Genomic DNA, 24,698 nt, shown 5'->3' with positions numbered 1-24,698 from the left:
TTTACCGCTTTAATATGAATAGGAGGAAAACATAATGACATTACAAGAACAGATTATGAAAGCATTACATGTTCAGCCTGTAATTGATCCAAAAGTTGAAATTCGTAAACGAGTTGATTTCTTAAAAGATTATGTAAAAAAAACAGGCGCAAAAGGATTTGTACTTGGTATTAGCGGCGGCCAAGACTCTACATTAGCAGGACGCTTAGCACAACTTGCAGTTGAAGAAATTCGTAACGAAGGTGGTAATGTAACGTTTATCGCCGTACGTCTTCCTTATAAAGTACAAAAAGATGAAGATGATGCACAATTAGCATTACAATTCATTCAAGCAGATCAATCTGTTGCATTTGATATTGCTTCAACTGTTGATGCTTTTTCAAATCAATATGAAAACTTATTGGGTGAATCATTAACAGATTTCAATAAAGGTAACGTGAAAGCACGTATCCGTATGGTTACTCAATATGCAATTGGTGGACAAAAAGGGCTACTTGTTATCGGAACAGATCACGCTGCAGAAGCTGTAACAGGGTTCTTTACAAAATTCGGAGATGGTGGTGCAGATTTATTACCATTAACGGGATTAACGAAGCGCCAAGGACGTGCATTATTACAAGAGTTAGGTGCAGACGAGCGACTTTACTTAAAAATGCCAACAGCTGATTTATTAGATGAAAAACCAGGTCAAGCTGACGAAACAGAGTTAGGTATTACTTATGATCAATTAGATGATTATTTAGAAGGTAAAGCAGTTCCAGCTGACGTTGCAGAGAAAATTGAAAAACGTTACACAGTGAGTGAGCATAAAAGACAAGTACCAGCGTCAATGTTTGATGATTGGTGGAAATAAATAAAACATAAAAAAGAAGCTAATCTCATTTAGCTTCTTTTTTATATGTTAACGATATACCCCTACTCTTTTCTCCAATAAATCTTGCAGGCAATCTTCATGCTGTTTACAAAATAACGGTGGCATGTCGTCTAACGGGAAAAACTTCAAATCCAACGTTTCATCACCATCTACTTTTTTGTCGCCCCCAACTATTGAGCATGAAAAACACATCACAATTGACTGTGCCTTGTCTCCATTTGGATATGATTGAAAATATTTTGTATACACTCCAATAAGCTCATTTATTTCTACATCATACCCGGTTTCTTCTTTTATTTCTCGGATTGCAGTTTCTGCAGCCGATTCTCCTATCTCCATTGCGCCACCTGGAAAGCCCCAAGCGTTAAAGTCTCCTCTTTTTTGCAGTAATACTTCCCCTTCTTTATTAAATACACAACCACCGGCAAAGTTTAAGAAAACATAATCATGTCCTACTTTTTCACGTAATTCTTTTATATAATTCGCCATTCTCTTTCCCCTTTTCATACTTCTTCTATCGCTATTTCTTATCTTTTTCAAGCAATTCAATAATTCGATCTAGCTTCTGGTTCATATTAATCACGTGGTGTTTCTTTGCAACGCTGCTTTGTAATACTCTTCTAATAAACAAAGTAAATGATATGAAAAACAAAACGATAAGTCCGATTACTAAACAAGTATATATCAATGTGAAAATATTACTTTCGAACAAGTTCATTCAGCATTCACATCCTCTCCTTTTTATTTTATCACATAATTCCCAATATTTTAAAGTGATCAACAAATATAAAAAGAGCATCTTTTACAGATGCTCTTTCTCATTGCTTAATACGTAAATGTAATTGTCGCCAATGAATAACCAGCCAATGCACTATAAGGTGCTACTTGATAAGACACACGCTTTGCACCTTTTGGCCAATTTATTTCATTTAATACTTTCTTTATATCTTGCATCGTTCCATCCATGGACTGCTTATATCGTACTTCTACTTTTTCTGGTTTGGCTGCAAACTGTTGCTGCAACTTTTGCTTAAATTCATTATAATTTTCTGCTCCGTATTCTGCAGATAAGTATTGTAAATTTGTTTCTTTTAACATCTGCTCATATACAACAGTTTTTGAGCTACCAGCTTTTATTTTATTTGTTAATTCACCAAAATAACTTGTAGTTGCCGCTGGATATTTGCTACGATCCCATTCATGATCTTTACTTAACTGTTCGTCAGACATATTAAAATATGAGTAAGTTACACGCCCTGCTTTATCTGGTACTGGATCATCAAATGTAGTATCTAGGTGATACCATTTGTTTTCAATGTTCACTAAATTCCACGCGTGAGCTTGTCCATTTCCTGTGCCTGTTACAATATGATTTTGAATACCTGCCTCTTTTAACAACTCATACGTTAATAATGTATATCCTTGGCAAACGGCAGAACGATTCGCTAATGCTTCATATGCTGTATACGCTTGATAAGACGTATCATAAGACACATGCTTCACAACGTAATCGTGAATAGCTTTTACTTTCTCATGCTCATCCATCCCTGGTTTTACAATTGATCCAACAATTGATTTCGCCTGAGCTTTTACATATTGAGTTTGTTCTTTTGATTCACGGTATTTTACTTGCAGTGTAAACGTATAGTCCCCTGGCATTCCTTTAATAGAATATCTAGTAGACGCTACATTATATTTTACATACTCATCAGCATCTACAATTTTATTAAACTCACCATACAATTGATCCATAATATTTCTAGCATTTCTATCTTTTGTTTTATATGTGATTGTAATATTTTCTTCTCGATTATCAATCTGTTTTTTTAATTCTTTTCTGAAATCATCTAATAACTTTACATCTGATTGTGCTGTCACCGTAGTCGGATTTGTAGCTGCATAAGATACAGATGACGCTTGTAAGCCTCCCATTACTATAGTTGAACAAAGTGCGGCAGCTGTCACATACTTACTTGTCTTTCCCATCTTGTCACTCCTTATATTCTATAACTATACGAAAAAGTATCGTATAGTTTCAGAGTATACAATACTTTTTCGTATAGGTCATATGAGATTATGCATATTAACTAATTCACATAAAAAGGTTGTTCTTTTTAAAAGAACAACCTTTTTTCATTAGCATGTTTGTAATACACAGCATGTATTTTCAAAACGTTGATTTTTCAAATCTTCATTACTAATACAGAAATATAGCATCCCTAGTTCTCCCCAAACCATATTACAATTTTTATGATCTGAATCAATTTGGAATAAAAGAGTCATTTGTTGCGGGTCTACTCCCATATATTCTCCTGTCTCATATAACACTTCCTCTTGTACAGAGAATGGCTCACCAAACATTTGATGGTTATCGTAGTTATCCGGAATTAGCTCTTCAAGTAATTGCAAGAAACGATCTGAATCAGCCTCATCTTCAATGAAAAGTTCTGGTAATTTGTATGTCAGTTCAAAAGTAATTGTACACTGGTTATATTTCGCTTGTACTTCATTTTCTCTTCGTAATTGCTCTACAGGAACATCATAATAAAGTACACGCCCAGCCTCTGTTAGCTTCACATTTTCTTCAAAATAATTTTCAATGCAAAAGAAATACAGCATCCCCGTCTTAGGAAGATTGTGATCCATACCAACGTTTTGTAAATCACTTAAGTTAAATTGCGCGATAAATTGTAGTGGATTTCCTTTATGCTTTGGATATTCAAATAAAGCTGGTAAATCAGGAACTCCTCCCATTTTCGAACTACCTATCGCAACAGTTTCCTGCTGCTTTGGCACAACTTTTATACAAGGAAATACAGTATTAATAAGTTCATCTTTCAAGTGTGTTAGTTCATATTTATCAATTAATACTTCAATTTTTTTATTCATAAATTCTCCTTACATTTATATACTTATTTATATCATAGTACAAAGATTATACTTCATTCTTTACAAAATCAACAAGCCTCCAAAAAACGGGCTTATCCTTCGTACGCGAACAAGTTTAAAAAAGCATACTATACATTGTTCCTACAAACACGATAGTTCTATAGTTCTTCCAGTACATTTTCCCCTCGTTCATTTTTATTTTTAATATAAGGAGGAATTCCACATGGGTTACGGATATAGTTGCGGCGGTTACGGTTACGGCGGTAGCTGTGGTGGTTGTGGTTACGGAGGTTTCGCTTTATTAATCGTTTTATTTATCCTTCTAATCATCATCGGAGCTAGCTGTTGGGGCGGCTTTGTAGGCTGCTAGTAAACTTAAAAACCATTGTAAAAAAGCACGTACAATACGTGCTTTTTTGCCATTTCCAAATCTTTTATTTGAAAGGAAGTATGTTTAATGAAGATCGATGGTGTTTTTGAAGGAGGCGGTGTACGCGGTATTGCACATGTTGGAGCGATTTGCGCATTAGCCGAAAAAGGTTATGAATGGGAACGTGTAGCTGGAACATCAGCTGGTGCAATTATCGCGGCACTTTTAGCTGCAGGATATTCTTGTTCAGAGCTAAAAACCATTATAACTGATATCGATTATAACAAATTTACGAAGAAAACCTTTATTGACAAAATCCCCTTTATCGGAAAAGGACTAAGTGCATGGACTACTCTAGGTATATACTCTAATGTATTTATAGAAGAATGGATTGAAGAATTACTTCGAAAAAAAGGTGTTCATTTATTTACTGATTTACCGGATCTAAACAAACTCAAAATCATCGCTTCTGATATTAGTAATGGTAAAATGGTTGTCTTTCCTGACGACTTACCAAACTACGGATTTTTAAATTATCGCTTCTCTATCGCTAAAGCGGTAAGAATGAGTAGTACAATCCCCTTCTTCTTTGAACCCGTAAAATGGAGAACTCCAAAATGGAAGCAGCCTTGTTATATGGTTGATGGAGGAATTCTAAGTAATTATCCAATTTGGATCTTCGATTCACCTACCACTCCTCGCTGGCCGACTTTCGGATTTCATTTTGTAAAAGATGAGATTCAAGCTGACCCTGCTCACTATAACGAGCCTATTTCTATGTTCAAAGGACTATTTAAAACAATGATGCAAGCTCATGATTTACGTCATTTAGATAAGGAATCAAAAGCAAGAACGATTACAATTCCAACAGGAACGATTACAAGTACTAATTTTGAACTGACAAAGGAAGAAAAAGAATGGCTTTACAATTCTGGTTATAACTCTGCTAATAAATTTTTACAAGCTTGGAACTTTAGGCAATATATTGATGAATATAGAAAAGGAAATCAAGACCGAAAGACAAATCGTTTTTTTCGTCAACTTGACTCATAATATTATTATTTTGCATACAAAAACGTTTGACAAATTAATAGTAAATAAGCCTAGTAATTTCTTATATTACTAGGCTTATTTACTTCCTATACAATCTCGTACATTGTTTAAGGGTACGATAACCCTTCGGCTTCTTCTGCAGTAATAACTATGTAACGATTTCCCGTTCTTAATCCTAACAGTTCTGCTTTTTCAATTGCTTCTTGCTGCGTCTCCGCATAAGCAGCTAAATATTTTTCTCCATTGATCATTTGGCAAATTACATATTGTTTCATTACTTTCTCCTCTTACTTTTTCATTAGTTGTGCAAGTTTTTTTATACCTATTTCAATTTCTTCTAACGTTGCGTATGAATACGATAGGCGCAAAAATTGATTTGCACTTCTATCATATAAAGTACCTGGGTTTAATAAAACCTTTTCTTGCAGAGCTTTATCAAATAAACTGCGATATGAAATGGGTACTTTTATATGTACCCATATATAAAATCCCCCTGTTGGTTCATGCCAAGTTGCTATTTCACGAAGATATTTATCTAACATTAGTAACATAAAATCTCTTCGTTTTTTCAATTCACTTCTTACAAATCGCAAATGCTCATCATATAGACCATTTGTAAACCACTCTGCTGCAATTTGCTGGGATATAGTGCTTGAACCATAATCTGTTTGCATTTTTATGTCTGACAATCTTTGAATTACTGGCTCGGGTCCAACAATCCATCCAATTCTTAAACCTGGACTAATTACTTTGGACATGCTTCCAATATATAGTACAATTCCATTTTTATCATAGGCTTTTAAAGGTTTCGAACTAGGTGCATCAAACCATAAGTCTTGATACACTGCGTCCTCTATAATAGGTAATCCAATTTCATTACATATTTCCATCACTTCTATTCGTTTCTTCGCATTCATACTAAAGTTCGTTGGATTATGAAAAGACGGGATTGTATATAAAATAGATGCATTAAATTGTTTCTTATATTTTGTAATATATGATGTATTTAAACCGTTCTCATCCATTGGTATTCCAATGAAACGCATTCCTGCGGATTGAAAAACATTAAGCGAATATAAATAGGATGGTTTTTCTAATAAGATGGATGCCCCTTTTGGAAGAAGCCCCATAGAGATAAGTTGCAGCGCTTGAATTGCTCCTGAAACAATTAATATAGAGTCAGGAGATACATATACACCATGCCCCTTTAAGTATTCGGAAATCTTTTCCCTTAAATACAGATTTCCTTTCGGCTCTTCATACCCAAGCGTCACATTTGACTTTAAAAGCTTATTCATAATTTCTTTCATCTTTTTCTCAGGTAAGAGACTCGGCGCGAGCTCACCTGTTCCTAATCGAATTACATGTGGATAAAATTCAGCTTGATTAATCTCCTGAATAGCTGGGAGATTCGGATAATGAAGTCCTGTTTCTACATAAGACTGCCAATTAGGCGGGGGTGCGTAAGTTGAAGCATTCTCATTATTATTTACAACAATTGTTCCTTTCCTGCCATTCCCTTCAATATATCCCTTCGCAACTAGTTCATCGAAAGCCATTACAATTGTGCTTCGATTCACACCAAATGTATGGGCCAAATCTCTTTGTGAAGGTAATTTCGTTCCAACGGTCCATTCTCCATTAACGATCCTTTCTTTTATATACGTTTCTATTTGTTTATACAGCGGCGTCGCTAGAGACATATCCGGTTTCCAAACGAATCTTTCCATCATATCACCTTATATTCTTTTTGGTTGGTAACCTCCCCAACCATATGGATGGATACAAATTTTCATTTCTTCTATACAATATACACTATCATAATGAATTAAAATAGGAGGTAATATGATGAGTGAAGCAATTATTCATGGTATCATTCTTGCATTTGGACTTATCATTCCATTAGGTGTACAAAATGTTTTTGTCTTTAACCAAGGTGCGAGCCAACCAAACATTTGGAGGGCAGCCCCTGTAGTATTAACTGCCTCTATATGTGATACGTTACTCATATTGATTGCAGTGCAAGGTGTCTCCCTTGTACTCCTTACTTTTTCTTGGCTAACTAACTCATTATATATAATTGGATTTTTCTTTCTCCTATACATGGGCTTTGTTATTTGGAGAAGTAGCCCTTCCAACGATGTAACACAAGAAAAAAGTATGCCCTTAAAAAAGCAAATCCTTTTCGCAGCATCAGTTTCGTTATTAAATCCACATGCTATTTTAGACACAATCGGTGTAATTGGAACAAATTCTATTCAATACATAGGAAGTGAAAAATGGGCTTTCACACTTGCAACTATTATCGTTTCTTGGATTTGGTTTATAAGCTTAGCTTTAGCGGGGAAATTTCTAAAAAGACTAGACTCAACCGGAAAGACAATTTTATTATTAAATAAATTTTCTGGTCTCATCATATGGGGTGTCGCACTTTATATGTTAAAACAAGTTATTTATTCTTAATGAACGAAAGAGAATTACATGTTACTCAAAACATCATGCAATTCTCTTACAAATTATGAAGTAGGTTCCGGTTTCTGTTTTACCGCCTTTGCATCCTTTGCTGGTTTAATCCAAATGATTGCTATGACAGCACCAATGGCAGCGAAAATACTAGTCAAATAAAACACTTCATGGTCCGCCCCTTTCATGAAAAAAGAATATAAAGGTGGTCCAGCTGCTACACCGATAAATCGCATTGAACTATAAAAGGACGTAACCGTTCCCCTCTGCTCCTTTTCAATTCCTTGTGTAATGAGGGCATCTAAACATGGGAGAGCCATACCAATCCCTATCCCCATAATAACGAGACAAAGAAGTAGTAAATAAATCCCTTTTATAAATAAAGGAATGATGACTGATGCAGCTGCCATTAAAAAACCAATATAAATACACTTCTTCATAACATTTTGATTATCTCCAATTTTTTTACCGGCCATATATGAACTAATTGACAGTACAAGTAACGGGATAGCAAGCACACACCCTTTCCATATACCATGAATGTCATACTTTGATTCCAGTATAGTCGACAAATAAAAGAGAATTCCGAATAAAATAAGCATAATAATTGCACCTAATGCAAAAATGGCAATTAACCATCTTCCTTTTTCTCGAAACGTAGAAAGAATAGATTTTATAAACTCTTTAAGTGGTGGTACTTCTCCTTCTTGTTTCTTTGCCTTTACTAGAACAAGTAATAAAACAATTGATACTACGCATAAAACTGGAATCGCCCAAAACGGTAAGAACCATACAACAGCAGCAAGAGCAGACCCTAAAATAGGGCTCAGCACTTTCCCAAATGTATTGGATGTTTCTATGATTCCTAAACCTGTACTAACTTGTTTTTCGTCTTTGTATAAATCACCAACACACGGTATAACAACTGGCATTGCACCAGCAGCACCAATACCTTGAATCGCTCTACCAATCAATATCCAATTGTAGGGATTATCAACTTTCCAAGATACCCAACCAGTTATCGCTCCTCCTATAGCTGCAATCAGCAAACTCGGAACCATTACCATCTTTCGTCCCCATCTATCTGATAAATAACCAGCAATCGGTATAAGTAGAATGGCTACGATAGAGTAAATTGTAATAATCATGGATACTTGAAACGATGAAATATGTAATTTCTTTTCAATAGTCGGCAGAATTGGGATGAGCATTGAATTCCCTAATGTCATAACAAGTGGAACTGATGCAAGCGCAATTAAACAACAGTTTTCTTTTTTTAACATGTTGGCTTCGAAACCTTTCATCATATATTTCTTACCATATAATAGCCCCGCTGGAACGTAACTTTTCATTCCACCAGGGCTATTACATCTTTACTACTTCCCATTCACAACAAAAGAAATTGGGGAAATTATAGTATTATTCCTATTCTTTGAATCCAGTTCACAATATATCCATACCAATTAATTGAAAAAAAAAGAAAGGAAGAATCCTTCCTTTCTCCTATAACCTTCTACAATTAGCGAGTATATCCGCCACCAAGTTGTTGTTCTGCCATCGCTACAAGGCGTTTTGTAATTTCACCGCCTACAGAACCGTTTGCACGTGAAGAAGTATCAGCGCCAAGTTGTACACCAAACTCTTGTGCAATTTCATATTTCATTTGATCTAAAGCTGCTTGTGCTCCATGTGATGCTAATTGATTAGAATTACGATTTCTAGCCATTACCAATCACCTCCTTATTTATATATAAATTGTGTTAAATTCAAATTAAAATACATGGAAATTTTTGGTTATTTTTTACCATAAAAAAAGAGCCTCTAAAACGAGACTCTCACATCATTTCACATTACGAAGTTACTACTTCTAATTTTCTATTTATTAATACTTTCATTTCTTCTTTTAATATCTCTTTTGCATTATGTCCAAACCATTCTAAGGAAGCAAAAAGATCCGTACCTCTCACTTCCTGAATAATCTCATCATAATTTACAATACCTTCAAATAACGGAACCATACCAATACGACTTCCTGCTGCAGCATATACATTGTTAGGTTCAAACACATGCAAATAATCCGCTGAAGATATATTCTTAAAATGGTAATGTAGTGTCCACGGCTTTAATCGCTGGAAACTGTCTATTGGATCTGCGCCAGACTCCCATATATGAAGAAAATCAAGATTTATTTTTAAATTCGGATGATTTACTTCTTCTAATAACTCTATAGTAGAAGGCAATGTGTCCGTTAGTGTATTGGGATGTGTTTCTAACAGCACATACATATTGTGCTGAGCAAACACATCACAAATCTTACGTATTCGCTTCACATACTCTTTTCTCTCTTGTTCCGAGAAGTCCTTGCTCCCTTTTTGCCCAGCAAACGTGCGAATTTTATTCGTATTAAACCAATTAGCTAGTACTACAAGTTGTTCACTTTTCTCTATCGTTTTTTCAAAATCTGCTGATAATGATATATCTAAGTAATCACTTATCATCGTAATTTCTAAGTTTTTATCCTTTAGAAAATTCAATTCTCGTTCTGTCGTTTCACGTTCTTGCATGTACAAATTTTGTGCATGCGTCCCCCATAATTCAATTCCTTCAAAACCGTTTTCATATGCAAATTGAACAATATCAGTAAATGAAATTAATTGATGACGAAATGAAATGGTACATAGCGAATATTTCATAGTATTAAACTCCCCTATCTTAAATTCAGTTAGCTTATTAAAGAGTTGCGACAGATTGATTTGTTTTCATACCTTTCCATGATAGAAACTGTCTCTCTAATTCCTTCTTAATTTGCAGTTCAATTGCATTCATTTCATCCAGTTTTTCAATAATCGATACTAGCATACCTTTATTATTCGTCATTGCCATTTTAATTGCACGATACTGTACATTTGTAAATCCTTGTACAATATCCTCTACCCGATCACACCAATAATCAAATTCTTGCTCCGAATATTGCAACGTTTCACGGAAGTATGCAAAGGCATGCTCATAACTATATTTACGAATTGCAAGTACTGGTATTTGTTTTACTGCTGCTACAAGTCCAGAAAGCGCATATCCTTCTTCCTCATTTGCCATTTTTACAATTAAATTTTTCAGTTCCATAGTCAGTTCATTGTCGTTCTTTTTGAATGTTTCTGTGAAATAACTAGCTACTATTTCTTGCGTTGGCTCCCCAATTCCTTCTATATCAATGAAATAACCTCCACCAAATGGGTTATCTTGAATAGAGTGAAGTACTTTTTCTCTTTCCATATTTCCTTCCCAACGAAAATCAGGATCTAGCATGAACCACTCTTCTTCTTTCTCTGTTTTTGATATCATTAAATAATGTGGAAACGGTTTTTGATGAAATTTATTTTCCCTCTCTGGTAATAGAGACATATCAACCATTACAATGACATAACGATTTTCCGGCTTGTTTTCTACTAATTCTAAAAACGTTTCTACATTGCTATCTTTATTTTTTGCATGATCATACCATTCGTTTACTTTAATACCGTACAATTTTTCAAACCAAAGTAAATAATGATCATGGTTAATGTTTTCAGAGTGATATGAAATAATTCCGCCTTCTGTTATATCAAAATCTCCATCCCATAGTCCAAAATAAAATGGACGAAAATCAATGTCGCTACGCCTTTTTATAATTTCACAAAAACAACTCACTAAACAGTGCACTTTAATTGAAGTCATACTCTCATCCACTTTCCTAAAGGTTAGTTATTCACATTTACTTCCTGTAACGGCTGTAACTCCTCCATAAAATCAAGCAAAGATCCTACAGTAAGAAATGCCTTTGGATCTACCTCATCCTCTGGAACGCATAGCTTTACATCCATTTCTATGTATACAATAAGCTGTAACATCATTACCGAATCTATATATAAATCTTGATTTAAGCGCATCGTTTCTTCTAAATGCGTTACATTTTTCAGTTCCATTTTTTCTATCATAATTTTTAACACGGCATTCTTTAACGCTTCCCGTCTCATGTTGTAACCTCTCCCATCTCTAGTAACTTTCTACTTACTTTTCCAGTTTTATTTTTAGGAATTTCATTTACACTTTCAATTTCATGCGGAACTTTATAAGAAGGTAAGTGCTGAATACACCATTCTCTTATTTGTACTGGATCAACATGAGAGATCACTTTCGCTTTAACTATTTCGCCCATGACAGGATGTTTCCCTCGATATACAATTGCCTCTTGCACACCTTCCAATCGAAGCATCGTTTTTTCTACCTCTATAGGAAAGACTTTTAATCCTGAAACATTAATTACATCGTCCATACGCCCCATAAAATGAATGCCACGCTCAGATTTATACCCTAAATCTTTCGTGAAAATTTCCTTATCATTCATTTTCACGACGATTTCTTCCGGTGCATTTTCATCTGAACCTATGCTTATACTCGCATGAGGTAGAGGGTTTCCTAAATCTAAATGGCTCTTCATATCATGACATATACTAATACAACCTGCTTCAGAACAACCGTATTGCTGCATCATATATGTTGTCATTTCTTTTAGTTTATAAAATAGTGCTTCTGGCAAAGGCGATCCTGATGTCATAATTTTATGAAACTGAAACGTTCCTAATGGAAAACTCCCCATAATGTGTAACATAAGTGGTACTGCATATATAATATGTTTTTCTGTATTGCGAACTACATTTAATGCGAATTTAGGATTTTTGTTCGTAATGATTACAGGCTTGCTCCCCCTCGTAATTGCTGATAACGTACCACATATTAGTCCGTATGAATGTGAAACAGGAGCCATAACGATTGGCACTTCATCTACTTCACAGTTTAAAGCTTCATTATAGGCAGTAATTTCTGTATCAACTTCCATCCATGCTCTACGAATCAGTTTCGGTTCTCCCGTAGTTCCCGAACTATATTGCAATAAAGAAGGCTCTTCTAGTAAAAAGTTCCCTACTTCTAATTTTGTAAAATCGCCATATTCTCCATATAAAACTCCTACACAATTTGCACGCTTTGCCATTTCAATAGCCGTTTCTTTTGGCGTATCTTCATGTATAAGTAATACTGATGATTTCTTTTCTTTTAAGAAAAACACAAGCGTAATAATATCGAATGGATCTTTCAAACAAAGTGCAAATCTATTTCCTTCTGCTTTTTGAAATTGTTCCATTTCCTCATAAACTTGTAATCTCAATTCAAAATCACTTTTGCTATACTCTTGTTTATTAACAATTAGCATAATTTCCTCCTGTAACAACTGATTTTTGTTTCATAAGTTGTCTTACTCTATACAATGGATTTGGAACTTCATGAACAAGCGATTCCACATCCATATATAATCGACGTTTCGTTAATTGTTCAGCATAGAATGTAGGTGCATATAATTGAATATTTTCAAATCTACCTTTCAAATGTGGATATATTCTTAAATGATCTTCAATTTCTTCAACAACCATCATCCAAAAATGTTCTTCTTTCAATCCATACTCATCCGCAAGTACGAATGCTAATTCTCCTAAATTAAACAGGAAAAGTGCATCTAACACCATCTCTTGCAAACATTCGATGCGATCCATTTCAAAGAAATCATTCATTTTTCCATTCGCATATGTTTTATGCATTTTAGTAAAGTCGGGGCATTTGTCAACTTCTTTCAAATATGGACGATAAAACTCAAGCCCTTCATGAAAATCCTTTAACGCAATACGAACAGGCACCCCTTCTTTATGGACTAGAATCATATTTTGTCCATGTGATTCCAGTGCGATACCATGCTCTACAACAAGATGTATAACTGGTATTATCGCTTTTTGAATAAGTAATTGTAGCCAATCCTTCATTCCATATTTGTTCAACCACGCATCAATAATTGGTGTACCATCTTTCTCTTTAGCGTATAAACCATTAAAAGGAATTGCATCCTCTTGTGCATCTAAATACTTATGAATGCTTTCGCGCCAAATACATCCTAATGAACCATATATAGCTTTCTTATTCGTGTCATACGTTACACTTGAAAACTCGCTTAACAAGATTAAACGTGCTTCATCCATTAAATAGACGTCATTACTTACAACATCATTTAACCAATTTGATATTGCTGGTGCACTCACAACAGAGTATGGTTTCAGTGTACGGAGTGTTGAAGTGTTGAGTAAATTCATCGATAATTTAACGTACGGTTTCTTTTGACTCGTAATATTTCTTAACGTTCTCATTGACTGTTGCGCGCAATAATCGTCCTCTGATGTTCCTAAATAAATAATAAAATTACCCTGTATATGATCCCCATAATTTGAAATGATGAAATTCTCCCACTGCCATGGGTGAACAGGTATAAACACGTACTGTTTTGGATAACATCCCCTATTACGAATTCGTTCCATAAACTCTTCTAATTTACGATCGCCAATCTCCTCTTTTAAAAGGTCGTTATACATCACTTCATTCTCATAACCTACAGTCGCATAATTCTTATGCGCTGCAATCCATATGAGTTTTATTGGCTGCATAAATTCATATCCATATTGAAAATTGTCACGATATTGAAATCCAACACGTGCTTTATAACTAGGATGATATGGATGGCCGTCTATTAAATGACTTTCAAACTCATCGTAAGATTTTTGAGTGTATTCTTTCTTATTATTTCTTTCATATTGTGCAATCGTGTCTTTAAATATTGTTTGTTCTAATTCGTGCATAAAAGAATCTAATTTAGCTTGTTCTACACTAGCAACCCGAAAAACTTCTTCTAGAAATTGCGAGACAGATTGTATTTCTTGCTGTTCATCTTGGACTCTTACTATTAATGAGTCTAACGAAATACGTCCAAATGTCATCCGTTCCCTGCCATAGCATTTGTACGTGACACTTTTGTCTTCTTCATCAAGTCCTTGTATTATAAAAAGAATTTGTTCTTCTTTTTCTATGCGAACCGGTGTAATAATCCCCTCATAAATTAACGATTCTACTAATTGACGTAGCACTCTTCTTCGTACTGAAATGTAATCTTCTGATTCGAGCGCCTTCAATACTTTCGTATGATACATGTCCACTCTCATAAAACCCTCCACCTTATGACAAAATACCATTATTTGTATTACGTGAAATTTTAACGCTATTTATGAACGAACAGCCACTTCTCTAATGAGCGGATTATGTACTTGCACATAAATTGCTTGCTCTAATGGATTACTTAACTCATCGACATCGAAAAATCTCGTTAGTAAATTTGCTTTACACGCTAACTTATCTTCGTCCAATAATTCTCTTAAAAATGTTGAAGGTTCCCGGTTATACGGAAGGAATGATTCAAGTACAGACCTTAATTCCGAGAGAAGAATTTCCTCCTTAATTAATCCTGCTGTGCCAAAACCATTAATGAGACCAAACATATGATTGAAAATTAAGTAGTAACGAAATCTCTCATCCACAATATAGTCGTCATATAAATTTCCAGTACGTTCTCCAATACCAACTAATTCATTATTAAGCATCTCTTTCATTGAATTACAGAAATAAAATCCTTGATTATCACGGAAATAATATTTGACCGGATAACCATCTTTTAGCTGAACAACGCTATTTTGCTGATGAGCTTCTAATGCAACACCATACTGTAAATACATCCATACCATTGGCTTTAAAGAAATATTCATATATCGTCTAAACCACTCTAAGCTTACTTCTTCACAGCTTTTACTTTCTAAATCTGCTAGGCGATGAATAATATTCGATAACCGCGTACGCTCCCCAGGTATAGCGTCTTGAACTAGCCCAGCAATTAATGTTGCGTCGTTTGCATGTTCACTATAAAAAGGGTTCTCGCGAATAATCACTTCAAATCCAGATTCTTGTGTTCCATAATTTAATGTAATATAGGCTGGATCACAAATAAAATCAAAGCCTGGAAATCTTTCTCGTACTTCACCAATAGCCGTATTTAACATTTCCTTCCCTTCAAGACCACTCTCAAGTTCTTTCAGTTTATTAATACGCATTGAATTTGTTACTTTCACCGGAAATGAAAACTTAAGCATATACTTCGAATCGGGATGATACAGTGTCCTTAGTGATGATGTTGCCATATAATACTTACCTACAGGTCCAATATACTCAAGCAATTCTTGAACTATCCAATCTTGTACGTAAGCTTGATGCAAGAGCCATTCTGCCTGAAGCGGATGAATTGGAATTAATGCATATTGATCTTCCTTACAGTACTTCGCTATAAATTCCTTACTAACCATCTCATCATTACTTAATTCTTCTTTTATAATCGTTGTTGTAGAATCTGATAATAATGATTTTTCATTTACTATACTTTTATGGGCCCGAAAATAATGAAGCTGACATTCTCCTTTTAATTCTGGAGAATACATTTCACTTTTCCAATCTAATATCCCCTGTCTACTCTTTGGTGTAGGATGAGTTAAATGCCCAAATAATAAAGACTGCTCCGCTTCTATAAAAGTTGTATGGAAACCGTATAATGCGGATGTATCTTCTATTCTCTCTTTTGTAAATTCCTCAATATTTTGACAACTACAGATAACTCGAAGCATAAGTTCCGCAGGATTCGTTCCTTCTCCGTAGTTGATAGACATCTCTTTTATTAAAAATGTAATAACTGTAACGTAATCTGCTTTAATAACAGAATTACTATCTCCAATTTGATAATACAATTGTTCTCCAAACAAATGACGATCTGTTGATGATTTATATATAACTTCTCCATACAAAGTAACGTTCTGTGCCGATAGCCGACAACATAAATATGTGGGGACTGTATCTCTATTCAACGTATTACTGAAGATACTCTTCATTCTTTCATCCTCTGTAATCCATTCTCCACTCCCCGTTTCTCTTAAATAACAGTTTAAAAAGCTTTGTAATGTTGCATGTTCTGCGATTTGTTTCGCATGCTGCATACTGGTCCTCCTCTTTATATTAAAGCTATCGAAATTTCATATAATAAACGATAATTGAATGTCGTTATCAATTATGATTCTAATTGATAATGATATTCAATTCAAGAGTATATTTCAGAATTTTTTTATCTGATTTAATTTTTCTTGTTTTCTCTCTTTTCTTTAATCTAGTTAAAAATACACGAAAAAAATACTCAGTTTCAAACTACATACTTACTATTTTTCATTAGTAATCTATCCAAAATGGTTAAACAAAAGAGGTATACCTTAATTGGTATACCTCTTTCAAACATAAAGTTTACATAATAATATTATTTAAGTAAATCTATATAACTGTTTGTATAACAAATTCAAATCTCTCCAACAATACGCTGTTTCTTCTACCCTTACTCTCTCTAAAAATTTCGTATCAATTTTTTCAGGGTTAAATTTTTCATAAAACTTTTTAGAAGGATTATTCGTAACAACCCAAACTAAAAGTGATTGCATATCATTGTTTATACAATCCGATAATAAAGCTTGAAATAACTTTTGTCCTATTTTCATTCCTTGATACTCTTGTAAAAGGTAGATTGCATATAATTCTCCATCACAATTATATGTACCAGTTCTTTCTACTCCCCCATCGATGAATCCAACTATGTCTCCATTTAAATTCTCTGCTACAAATCTAAATTGATGATTACCTTCTTGTTGAAAAATATCTTCCCATTGTTTTTCTCGTTTCTCATATGCTATATTATCTAGAATTTCGTCAGCAAATATCCCTTTATACGTTGTTTTCCAACTATCAACATGCACCTTTGCTATACCTGGTATATCATCCTTTATTGCTCTTCTAATATGTATTCCCATCATTTCTCCCCCTTGTTACTCATCATTATATCAATTTCATTCCTTAAAAATCCAAATAAAAAAGAGTGAATTCACTTCACTCTTTTTTATCACAATTATCTACTTTCCACTTCAACTGAAACTACTCGATCAATCTCTTTCAGGGAACTATATAACTCTGTTGTATATAAATCTTCTGGAGCTAAAATAACCATCTCTAGTTGCTGAAATGCTCCACTATCTATATCTTTAATTTTCACGCGTTTCACATGCATGCCTAAATTTTTAATTTGCTTAAATATACCATCTAACTCATGATGCTCTTTAACAGTAATTTTTATAGATAAATCCTTTTGTCTTAATGAATACGGTCCTGCAATTTTCACAAGTTGCGGAAGTACATTAATCGCTAAAATAATTAAAACCATAGCAACTGTCGCTTGTAAATAAAATCCCGCACCAATTGCGATTCCTAAAGCTGAAGCAGCCCACACCATAGAAGCTGTTGTTAATCCAGAAATAACGTCATTACTTCTTCGTAAAATGACACCTGCGCCAAGAAAACCAATTCCACTAACAATTTGAGCGGCCAGTCGCATCGGATCCATATTTGTATGTCCTGGAACAGAATATACATGCACAGATTCAATTGAAACCATCGTAATTAAACAACTTGCTACAGAAATAACCATACTTGTTTTCACACCAAGTGGTTTATTCTTTAGCTGCCTATCTATCCCGATGAATAATCCTAAAAAGAGTGCTAAACCTAATTTGAGTAAAAATTCATATGACATATTCCCATTCTCCTTACTTTACAATGTTTCCCTTAGAATAACTCACTATAACTCTTTTATGATATCAATTCCAGTCTTTTCTATTCATTTAACGTAAAAAACCGAAAAAACATTTATAACTATGTTTCTCCGGCTTTTTATTACACTTTAGATTCTTCTTTATTTCTGATCTTTAATCTTAATTTCTGCACCTTTGTAGAATGCTAATTTACTGTCATTATACTCTTTTGTAAATTTGTTAAACTGCTCTTTCGACTTTTGTGCTTCCACATTTAATTCATTAACAGTTTTAACTTTTTCACCGATTTCTTTTAATTTCGTTTCTTTTACTTTTAATTTTTCATACAGTTCTTTTTCAGTCGCTAACACTTTCGTGTAATTTTCATTCATCTTTTGGAATGCATCATAACGATTCTTATACGACTCTTCTACTGCTTTTGCTTGTTTTTGTAACTTCTTATCTTCAATCTTCTCTATATTACTTTGAACAGATTTCGTTTCCTTCTGTGCTTTTTCTAGCATTTCTTTCTCACTTTTCAATACTTTTTCACGATCATCTACATTTGCAGTAGCTTGCTCTATTTTCTTCACAACTGCTTCATTATGATCTTTACCTTCTTGCAAAATTTGAGCATATAATTCTTGCCCTTGTTTCTCTAACTGCTCTAATTTTTTTGCTTCATCCATTAAAGATTTTTCTTGTGTTGCTGCTGTTTCAAAAGCTGTATATAGATTTTCTTCTGGCTTTTCACCGAAACAACCTGTTAAAAGTCCTACTGATAATGCTCCAACTACTGCTACTTTTCCATACTTCAACGTTCATTCCTCCATTACATACGGTTATCATGCCAGAAGTTCACTGGGAAGTGACTCTCTTCATGATAAGCTTCAAACTCATAACCTTTTTCTTTTAGCCCCTTTAAAATTGCTGGCACAGCAGCAACTGATTGCGGGTGAATATCATGCATTAAAATTACTTCTTGTGGTTTTGTTGCGTTTGTTAATACGTTTTGAGCAATTTGTGCTGCAGCTGCATCAACTGGCATTTTATTGTATCTCCAATCTAATGAATCAATTGTCCAATCCCATACTTTAAATCCGCCTTCTACCACTTTATTTCGAAGACCTTCATTCAATCCAGGCATCGAACCATATGGAGGACGTGTTAATTTAGGTGATTTCCCAATAATATTAGCGATTAAACCTTGATCTTCTTTCATCTCATTTACATACTCGCCATTTTTATATAACTTTGCGAAATTATGTGTCATACTATGCATGCCTACATAATGACCCTCAGCATTTTCACGTTTCACTAAATCAGGAAATTCTTTTACATTCGCTCCAATTAAAAAGAACGTCGCCTTCGCATCATGTTGTTTTAGCGTATTTAATAATTCAGCCGTATATTTCCCTGGCCCATCGTCAAATGTAAGATAAGCAACTTTTCTTTCTTTTCCATTAAAACGACTTGGTGCCGTTTTATTCATTTCAACTTTCGGCTGTTCACTTGCAAGCTGCACTACATTTTCTTGTTTCGCAACAGCTTTTGCTGGTGAAGTAATTGATTGAAACATGTAATACCCAATAGCTACTGCGGCAATCGCTATTAAAACGACTACTATTTGTTTAATTTTTAAAGCTTTTTCCATTCTATCGAATTCCTCTCCCTATTAATCTTATATATAAATCGCCCAATATAATTATACATCTATTTATTTTTATTTCACCATATAAATAGATTTTATTTGTATTATAATGGGAGTTTTATCAAAATTGTTGTTCCTATTCCTTCTTTGCTTGTAACACTAAGCACACCGCCATGAAGCTCTACCATTTTTTTAACGATAGCTAAACCAATACCTGCACCTGCAGCATGATTATTAATTTGGTAAAATGATTGCTCAATATATGGTAAATGTTCTTTAGCAATTCCAATCCCTTCGTCTCTTACCTTAATCACTGCTTGTCCTTCTATTTTAGTCGCTTCAATGTGTATTGTACTTTTTTTATGTGAATACTTAATTGCATTTTGAACAATATTCAAGAAAACTTGCTTTAACCTATTTCGATCTCCCATCAATTCAATTCGGTCTATAGTAGTAATAAATTGAATTTCCTTCTCTTCCGATTTAGGAGTTAATTGCCAAATCGTCTCCTCTAGTATATCGTACAACTGCACCTTTTGTTTATATAAATTAAAATGATTTGATTGTAATCTTGAAAAATCTAGCAATTCTTCTACTAAATGAATCAATCTATCTGTCTCACCTGAAATAATGCCCATACCTTGCTTTATTTCTTCTTCTGTTAAATGATCTACTGTTTTTAACGTCTCACTCCAACCTTTAATTCCTGTTAAAGGCGTTCGTATTTCGTGCGAAATAGAAGCAATGAATTCATTTTTCATCTGCTCAGCCTTATCTATTTTATAGGCCATATAATTTAAACTATGTGCCAAGTCCCCTAATTCTCCAGGATAATCTTCTTTAATTTTTTGCTTTAATGTGCCTTCTGCAATTTGTGAAGAGGCTTGAATAATGGATTCAATTGGCTCAACAAATGAATTTGCCAAACGTCTACTAATTAAGAAGGCGACTCCCGAAATAACAATACCTACAGAAATAGTAAACGTAATAATTTCAATAATCTTTTTATTTACATTTGTTAAAACAGTCGTATATTTTAAAACACCAATAGTTTGTCCTTGATGTATAAGTGGGCTTAGCACCTCTAGTTGTTTTTTATTACCTTTCGTAGTAACTTGATTATACATTTCACCTTCTAATAATGATTGTGGAATATTCACTTTACCTTCTACCTTTTCACCACTTGAAGATTGTATAACCGAGCCGTGACGATCAATTAACTGTAATTCTGTTCCTTCTAATTGAAAGCTACTAATTATGTCACCACTATATTCTTGTAATCGAATAAAGTATAGTGAATTGTATTCTGAAAAAAAACGTGTACTCGTTTTCGCATGAGACTCTATATATTGCACAATACCATTATAATAGTATCGATAAATTGAAACTGAAAATACAACTTCAAATAATACAAGCATAAGTGTAATGACCGTCATAAAATATAAAGTCACTTTCCGTTTCATCTCATACTTTCCTTCCACACATATCCTTTTCCCCACACCGTAAGAATAAATTCAGGTTCTGATGGATTACATTCTATCTTTTGACGTAACCGTCTCATATTTACATCTACTACTTTCGTCTCACCTACGTAATTGGTTCCCCAAATCATATTTAAAATTTCATCACGCGAAACTGGCTTTGAAGCCTGATTCATTAAATACTGTAATATCATATACTCTGTAGGTGTTAAATCGACTAATTGTCCATCTTTATACAATCTTTCTTCTATAATATTTAACGAAAATGGACCTGACGTAACAATATTCGTTTTTTCTTCATGTACTTCTATTCTTCTTAATAAAGACTGTATACGTGCAGTTAATACTACTGGACTAAACGGTTTTGCAATATAATCATCTGCACCTATTCCTAGTCCTTGCACCTTATCTTCATCTTGTACACGTGCGGTTAACATAATAATACCCATTTTTTTATTTTCTTTCCTGATAGCCTTACAAACTTCTAAACCATCAATCCCCGGTAACATTACATCCAGCAGTGCTATATCAACAGTTTGTTCACTCAAAATCTGTAACGCTTCTTCTCCAGTAGTAGCTTCTATTACATAAAATCCAGCACGTTTTAAATTTAAAACAATAAAGCTACGGATCGTTAATTCATCTTCTAAAACTAAAATTTTTGACATAATTCCCACCTCCTACTCTTGTTGATAATCCGCTAGCGGTTTTATATATGCTTTCACTTTTTCAAATTCTGATTGCTTCGGTACTGCATATACGTGAGAAGCCGTTTTAATTGCTGCGCTGTAGCCTTTTATATTGAACCATTCTTTCCGCTTAAAAATATGAACTTCAAGCCATATTTTATTTGTTCTTGTATCCAAAAACTTTTGAGAATTTGATTCTTTTTGCTGATCTGGTATTGTAATTTTCCCTATTAACTCTTTAGGAATTTTCACATAATACCCTTTTTCTATATCTATATATCGTTCTTCAATTGGTTTAATTCCAGATTCACTCCACTGTATGTAACGTTCAAAAAGCGGACTATCACCATGTGATTTATCCTCCCAACCTTTTGGACGTACAGTACGAACAAATTCAATAATGCCGTCTTCATTAACATCTTTACTTTCTACAACATATTCATTAAATAAATCTTCTTTCCCACCTATAGGTAATACTTCATAATGATCCTGATCAAATTTTGCTACATAAGTTATACCTGAATGAGCCCCTGTTCCCGCATCGATTACAACTGCCTTTAATGATTTAGAAATACGGCCCATTTGTATTCTTTGAATACTATTTATATACGGATCAAATGTAACCTCTGACAATACCTTAAACTTTTCAATGAACTGAACCTTCAACTGTTCATCTTTCATATACGAAACAAGGCTTATGTCTTTAAAACCATTTTTGTTTAAATCATCTATAAATAACTTTGTATACTTCTGTCTATAAAATTCCTTTATATCGTCACTCTCATTGGAAAAAACATACATTGTGTTTTCTAATAAATCACGATTGGTAGTTATTCCTATCAATAGTTCCCTTTTTCCACTCCCTGTGAAATCTCCTACCTCAACAATATCTACTTCTTCCCCATCAAATGTATAGGTTGACTTCATATTCCATCCATTATTTTTCTTCTCATATACGGCTAAATATATATGATAATCTTCATTAGGTATTTTATATACGATGACAGCTTCTTTTTTATTATCTCGTTCGAAATTCATTGACCATGTCGTCTGTTTATCTCTATTAGACATTGGAGTAAGTAAGCGATAATTAACAGGTAAATCTTTATCAATTTGTTCCTTTAATTCATTAATCCATTTTTCATTTGTAGGAGCTTCCATTAGACTTGTTGGAGCTTCAGACATTTTACATCCAGTCAATATAAAGATAATTCCCATCATGCTTAACCATTTCTGCATATGATATCTTTCCTTACCACAAATTTTGAATATGTCCTTTTACTTTTTTACCTATCCATTATACTCATACATATGAGTATAATTTTTCTAAACTAAAAAATCGTTACAGAAAAGTTACAAATACATTCCAAAAAAAAAGATTGGCAAAAGCCAATCTTTTTTTATTATTCGTTTCGGACTGATTTTGGCGTTACACCTAAATGATCATTTAATTTTTTTGAAATATCTTTTACATTTTTTTCATTTGGAATGTAATAATAAATACCACCGATACGTTTATCTGTACCTTCTATTTGCAATTTTTCCATTTCCAAATTAGATCCTGCCATATTTTTTGTAATGGCAAGCATATCGTCAAATGTTAAGTTCGTTTTCATATTTTTATCAACCGCATCTAGTAAAGAGCCCATTTTGCTAATTGATTGAACAGACATCGCTTTTTTGGCAATTGCTTCTATTACAAGTTGCTGTCTCTGTCCACGCATTGCGTCACTATCAATTTTACGCGTTCTTGCAAGTGCAAGAGCTTGTTCTCCATTTAAATGTTGGTAACCTTTTTCTAAATGGATCATACCAGCTTGGTCTTTACTATCTTGTTCAGTGAAAGTAACTGGTACATCAATATCAATACCACCAATTGAATCGACAATTTGTACGAATGATTCAAAGTTAAACTTCACATAATAATCAACAGGTACATTCAAAAATCTTTCCACCGTATCGCGTGTGCTTTCTACGCCACCAAATACGTGAGCATGAGTAATTTTATCTAATTTTTTTCTAGTTGGAATATAAACACGTGAATCACGTGGAATACTTACTAGCTTAACAGACTTATCATCTTTATTAATTGTTGCTAATAAAAGTGCATCTGTTCGAACTGCTTCGCCATATTGGCTTTTTCTCATTTCACTTCCATCTACACCCATGATTAATATTGAAATATTATCCTTTAAAGGTTCAACTTCCTTATCACGCTTTGATGACTTATCAATTTTTGCATACGCATCATTTACAACAGCTTTTGCTTTATTATATATAAACGAACCATATCCTACTCCTCCAAAAATAAGTAGGAAAAATGGAATTAATATGAACCATTTTATTGACTTTCTTTTAGAACGCTTTTTATTACTTCTCGTATTTTGTTCTAATTCAGAGCTCATACCCATTCGCCTCTCTTTCTCTTTACCAAGTATAATGTAAGTCTATTTATCTTCATATTGAATTTCCTTTCAGTAACCTTACAATTTTGTAAGGTTACTACTTAAACCCAATATGTATTCCATTTCACATTATACTCTCGTACTTATTTTTGGCAAGTCACTATTTACCAATTTCAAAAATTTAGCACTTCGCAACATGCGAATTTACAAATTAATTAATTCTTTCATTTGAAATTAGGATATCTTTTTCTT

At 33.8% G+C, this 24,698-nt stretch carries 26 protein-coding genes; 4 read left to right on the top strand and 22 right to left on the bottom strand.

Annotated features, from left to right (window positions below; all coding sequences use genetic code 11):
- Window positions 1–34 precede the first annotated feature (34 nt).
- A complete protein-coding gene (gene nadE / locus QCI81_RS23900) occupies window positions 35–853 on the top strand; it encodes an ammonia-dependent NAD(+) synthetase (protein WP_000174904.1) in 819 nt (272 codons plus the stop codon).
- 48 nt (window positions 854–901) lie between these two features.
- Here the strand turns inward: nadE and QCI81_RS23895 are convergent, their stop codons facing one another.
- The 4 genes from QCI81_RS23895 to QCI81_RS23880 form a co-directional block, all read right to left on the bottom strand.
- On the bottom strand, window positions 902–1,363 hold the full coding sequence (locus QCI81_RS23895; RefSeq protein WP_000024996.1) for an NUDIX hydrolase: 462 nt from the start codon (window positions 1,361–1,363) through the stop codon (window positions 902–904).
- A 31-nt stretch (window positions 1,364–1,394) separates the two neighbouring features.
- On the bottom strand, window positions 1,395–1,592 hold the full coding sequence (locus QCI81_RS23890; protein WP_001048104.1) for a DUF4083 domain-containing protein: 198 nt from the start codon (window positions 1,590–1,592) through the stop codon (window positions 1,395–1,397).
- Between the two features lie 107 nt (window positions 1,593–1,699).
- Window positions 1,700–2,860: a transglutaminase domain-containing protein gene (locus QCI81_RS23885; RefSeq protein ID WP_000520865.1), complete on the bottom strand. Its 1,161-nt coding sequence runs from the start codon at window positions 2,858–2,860 to the stop codon at window positions 1,700–1,702.
- A 150-nt stretch (window positions 2,861–3,010) separates the two neighbouring features.
- On the bottom strand, window positions 3,011–3,763 hold the full coding sequence (locus tag QCI81_RS23880) for a YwqG family protein (protein ID WP_071731019.1): 753 nt from the start codon (window positions 3,761–3,763) through the stop codon (window positions 3,011–3,013).
- 223 nt (window positions 3,764–3,986) lie between these two features.
- Here QCI81_RS23880 and QCI81_RS23875 point away from each other — a divergent pair, with 223 nt between their 5' ends.
- Together QCI81_RS23875 and QCI81_RS23870 are read left to right on the top strand one after the other, a co-directional pair.
- Complete coding sequence (locus tag QCI81_RS23875) at window positions 3,987–4,133, top strand: YjcZ family sporulation protein (protein WP_000540425.1); 147 nt, start codon at window positions 3,987–3,989, stop codon at window positions 4,131–4,133.
- Window positions 4,134–4,220: 87 nt separating this feature from the next.
- The gene (locus QCI81_RS23870; RefSeq protein WP_000686790.1) at window positions 4,221–5,186 is read left to right on the top strand and encodes a patatin-like phospholipase family protein; all 966 of its coding nucleotides are present in this window, start codon (window positions 4,221–4,223) and stop codon (window positions 5,184–5,186) included.
- Between the two features lie 107 nt (window positions 5,187–5,293).
- Here QCI81_RS23870 and QCI81_RS23865 read toward each other — a convergent pair whose 3' ends face one another.
- Window positions 5,294–5,461 (bottom strand): DUF3933 family protein, encoded by a 168-nt coding sequence (locus QCI81_RS23865; protein ID WP_000816390.1) that lies wholly within the window; start codon window positions 5,459–5,461, stop codon window positions 5,294–5,296.
- Between the two features lie 12 nt (window positions 5,462–5,473).
- The gene (pdxR, locus tag QCI81_RS23860; RefSeq protein WP_071731018.1) at window positions 5,474–6,916 is read right to left on the bottom strand and encodes a MocR-like pyridoxine biosynthesis transcription factor PdxR; all 1,443 of its coding nucleotides are present in this window, start codon (window positions 6,914–6,916) and stop codon (window positions 5,474–5,476) included.
- A gap of 118 nt (window positions 6,917–7,034) precedes the next feature.
- Between pdxR and QCI81_RS23855 the strand changes: the two genes are divergently transcribed.
- Complete coding sequence (locus QCI81_RS23855; protein WP_001287305.1) at window positions 7,035–7,649, top strand: LysE/ArgO family amino acid transporter; 615 nt, start codon at window positions 7,035–7,037, stop codon at window positions 7,647–7,649.
- Window positions 7,650–7,702: 53 nt separating this feature from the next.
- Here the strand turns inward: QCI81_RS23855 and bcbE are convergent, their stop codons facing one another.
- The 16 genes from bcbE to QCI81_RS23775 form a co-directional block, all read right to left on the bottom strand.
- A complete protein-coding gene (bcbE, locus tag QCI81_RS23850) occupies window positions 7,703–8,932 on the bottom strand; it encodes a bacillibactin exporter BcbE (RefSeq protein WP_063549286.1) in 1,230 nt (409 codons plus the stop codon).
- Window positions 8,933–9,168: 236 nt separating this feature from the next.
- Window positions 9,169–9,375 carry an alpha/beta-type small acid-soluble spore protein gene (locus QCI81_RS23845; protein WP_000113545.1) on the bottom strand — a complete coding sequence of 69 codons (207 nt, stop codon included), beginning with the start codon at window positions 9,373–9,375 and terminating at the stop codon, window positions 9,169–9,171.
- 124 nt (window positions 9,376–9,499) lie between these two features.
- Entirely contained in the window at window positions 9,500–10,342 is an 843-nt protein-coding gene (locus QCI81_RS23840; protein WP_063547092.1) for a sugar phosphate isomerase/epimerase family protein, read from the bottom strand.
- A gap of 37 nt (window positions 10,343–10,379) precedes the next feature.
- Window positions 10,380–11,363, bottom strand: coding sequence for a DUF6005 family protein (locus QCI81_RS23835; protein WP_071731016.1), 984 nt, complete (start codon window positions 11,361–11,363; stop codon window positions 10,380–10,382).
- Between the two features lie 23 nt (window positions 11,364–11,386).
- On the bottom strand, window positions 11,387–11,662 hold the full coding sequence (gene asbD, locus QCI81_RS23830) for a petrobactin biosynthesis protein AsbD (RefSeq protein ID WP_001250562.1): 276 nt from the start codon (window positions 11,660–11,662) through the stop codon (window positions 11,387–11,389).
- On the bottom strand, window positions 11,659–12,897 hold the full coding sequence (locus QCI81_RS23825) for an AMP-binding protein (protein WP_353810897.1): 1,239 nt from the start codon (window positions 12,895–12,897) through the stop codon (window positions 11,659–11,661). Before QCI81_RS23825 ends, asbD begins: the two co-directional genes overlap by 4 nt.
- Window positions 12,884–14,722, bottom strand: coding sequence for an IucA/IucC family protein (locus tag QCI81_RS23820; protein ID WP_071731012.1), 1,839 nt, complete (start codon window positions 14,720–14,722; stop codon window positions 12,884–12,886). Before QCI81_RS23820 ends, QCI81_RS23825 begins: the two co-directional genes overlap by 14 nt.
- A 60-nt stretch (window positions 14,723–14,782) precedes the next feature.
- A complete protein-coding gene (locus tag QCI81_RS23815; RefSeq protein WP_071731010.1) occupies window positions 14,783–16,591 on the bottom strand; it encodes an IucA/IucC family protein in 1,809 nt (602 codons plus the stop codon).
- A 315-nt stretch (window positions 16,592–16,906) separates the two neighbouring features.
- The gene (locus QCI81_RS23810; protein ID WP_003270281.1) at window positions 16,907–17,449 is read right to left on the bottom strand and encodes a GNAT family N-acetyltransferase; all 543 of its coding nucleotides are present in this window, start codon (window positions 17,447–17,449) and stop codon (window positions 16,907–16,909) included.
- 92 nt (window positions 17,450–17,541) lie between these two features.
- Window positions 17,542–18,222, bottom strand: a complete 681-nt coding sequence (locus QCI81_RS23805) for an MgtC/SapB family protein (RefSeq protein WP_000119510.1) — start codon at window positions 18,220–18,222, stop codon at window positions 17,542–17,544.
- A gap of 159 nt (window positions 18,223–18,381) precedes the next feature.
- Window positions 18,382–19,038: a YkyA family protein gene (locus QCI81_RS23800; protein WP_023521729.1), complete on the bottom strand. Its 657-nt coding sequence runs from the start codon at window positions 19,036–19,038 to the stop codon at window positions 18,382–18,384.
- 14 nt (window positions 19,039–19,052) lie between these two features.
- Window positions 19,053–19,874: a peptidoglycan-N-acetylglucosamine deacetylase gene (locus tag QCI81_RS23795; RefSeq protein WP_000409484.1), complete on the bottom strand. Its 822-nt coding sequence runs from the start codon at window positions 19,872–19,874 to the stop codon at window positions 19,053–19,055.
- 101 nt (window positions 19,875–19,975) lie between these two features.
- Entirely contained in the window at window positions 19,976–21,334 is a 1,359-nt protein-coding gene (locus QCI81_RS23790) for a sensor histidine kinase (protein WP_023521728.1), read from the bottom strand.
- A complete protein-coding gene (locus tag QCI81_RS23785) occupies window positions 21,331–22,020 on the bottom strand; it encodes a response regulator transcription factor (RefSeq protein ID WP_000036071.1) in 690 nt (229 codons plus the stop codon). The genes QCI81_RS23790 and QCI81_RS23785 overlap by 4 nt, the downstream gene beginning before the upstream one ends.
- 12 nt (window positions 22,021–22,032) lie before the next feature.
- On the bottom strand, window positions 22,033–23,280 hold the full coding sequence (locus QCI81_RS23780) for a hypothetical protein (protein WP_001174877.1): 1,248 nt from the start codon (window positions 23,278–23,280) through the stop codon (window positions 22,033–22,035).
- A 164-nt stretch (window positions 23,281–23,444) separates the two neighbouring features.
- Window positions 23,445–24,446, bottom strand: coding sequence for an LCP family protein (locus tag QCI81_RS23775; RefSeq protein WP_002163948.1), 1,002 nt, complete (start codon window positions 24,444–24,446; stop codon window positions 23,445–23,447).
- Window positions 24,447–24,698: the final 252 nt, after the last annotated feature.

The organism is Bacillus cereus group sp. MG20, from assembly GCF_040459885.1.
In the GTDB taxonomy this organism is placed as follows: Bacteria; Bacillota; Bacilli; order Bacillales; family Bacillaceae_G; genus Bacillus_A; species Bacillus_A cereus.
Note: the sequence above shows the minus strand (reverse complement) of the source record. Positions and strands in the feature narration are given on the sequence as shown.

Coding starts and splice junctions, on each gene's coding strand:
- nadE (WP_000174904.1), top strand. CDS start 35: ATGACATTACAAGAACAGATTATGAAAGCATTACATGTTCAGCCTGTA.
- QCI81_RS23895 (WP_000024996.1), bottom strand. CDS start 1,363: ATGGCGAATTATATAAAAGAATTACGTGAAAAAGTAGGACATGATTAT.
- QCI81_RS23890 (WP_001048104.1), bottom strand. CDS start 1,592: ATGAACTTGTTCGAAAGTAATATTTTCACATTGATATATACTTGTTTA.
- QCI81_RS23885 (WP_000520865.1), bottom strand. CDS start 2,860: ATGGGAAAGACAAGTAAGTATGTGACAGCTGCCGCACTTTGTTCAACT.
- QCI81_RS23880 (WP_071731019.1), bottom strand. CDS start 3,763: ATGAATAAAAAAATTGAAGTATTAATTGATAAATATGAACTAACACAC.
- QCI81_RS23875 (WP_000540425.1), top strand. CDS start 3,987: ATGGGTTACGGATATAGTTGCGGCGGTTACGGTTACGGCGGTAGCTGT.
- QCI81_RS23870 (WP_000686790.1), top strand. CDS start 4,221: ATGAAGATCGATGGTGTTTTTGAAGGAGGCGGTGTACGCGGTATTGCA.
- QCI81_RS23865 (WP_000816390.1), bottom strand. CDS start 5,461: ATGAAACAATATGTAATTTGCCAAATGATCAATGGAGAAAAATATTTA.
- pdxR (WP_071731018.1), bottom strand. CDS start 6,916: ATGGAAAGATTCGTTTGGAAACCGGATATGTCTCTAGCGACGCCGCTG.
- QCI81_RS23855 (WP_001287305.1), top strand. CDS start 7,035: ATGAGTGAAGCAATTATTCATGGTATCATTCTTGCATTTGGACTTATC.
- bcbE (WP_063549286.1), bottom strand. CDS start 8,932: ATGTTAAAAAAAGAAAACTGTTGTTTAATTGCGCTTGCATCAGTTCCA.
- QCI81_RS23845 (WP_000113545.1), bottom strand. CDS start 9,375: ATGGCTAGAAATCGTAATTCTAATCAATTAGCATCACATGGAGCACAA.
- QCI81_RS23840 (WP_063547092.1), bottom strand. CDS start 10,342: ATGAAATATTCGCTATGTACCATTTCATTTCGTCATCAATTAATTTCA.
- QCI81_RS23835 (WP_071731016.1), bottom strand. CDS start 11,363: ATGACTTCAATTAAAGTGCACTGTTTAGTGAGTTGTTTTTGTGAAATT.
- asbD (WP_001250562.1), bottom strand. CDS start 11,662: ATGAGACGGGAAGCGTTAAAGAATGCCGTGTTAAAAATTATGATAGAA.
- QCI81_RS23825 (WP_353810897.1), bottom strand. CDS start 12,897: ATGCTAATTGTTAATAAACAAGAGTATAGCAAAAGTGATTTTGAATTG.
- QCI81_RS23820 (WP_071731012.1), bottom strand. CDS start 14,722: ATGAGAGTGGACATGTATCATACGAAAGTATTGAAGGCGCTCGAATCA.
- QCI81_RS23815 (WP_071731010.1), bottom strand. CDS start 16,591: ATGCAGCATGCGAAACAAATCGCAGAACATGCAACATTACAAAGCTTT.
- QCI81_RS23810 (WP_003270281.1), bottom strand. CDS start 17,449: ATGATGGGAATACATATTAGAAGAGCAATAAAGGATGATATACCAGGT.
- QCI81_RS23805 (WP_000119510.1), bottom strand. CDS start 18,222: ATGTCATATGAATTTTTACTCAAATTAGGTTTAGCACTCTTTTTAGGA.
- QCI81_RS23795 (WP_000409484.1), bottom strand. CDS start 19,874: ATGGAAAAAGCTTTAAAAATTAAACAAATAGTAGTCGTTTTAATAGCG.
- QCI81_RS23790 (WP_023521728.1), bottom strand. CDS start 21,334: ATGAAACGGAAAGTGACTTTATATTTTATGACGGTCATTACACTTATG.
- QCI81_RS23785 (WP_000036071.1), bottom strand. CDS start 22,020: ATGTCAAAAATTTTAGTTTTAGAAGATGAATTAACGATCCGTAGCTTT.
- QCI81_RS23780 (WP_001174877.1), bottom strand. CDS start 23,280: ATGCAGAAATGGTTAAGCATGATGGGAATTATCTTTATATTGACTGGA.
- QCI81_RS23775 (WP_002163948.1), bottom strand. CDS start 24,446: ATGAGCTCTGAATTAGAACAAAATACGAGAAGTAATAAAAAGCGTTCT.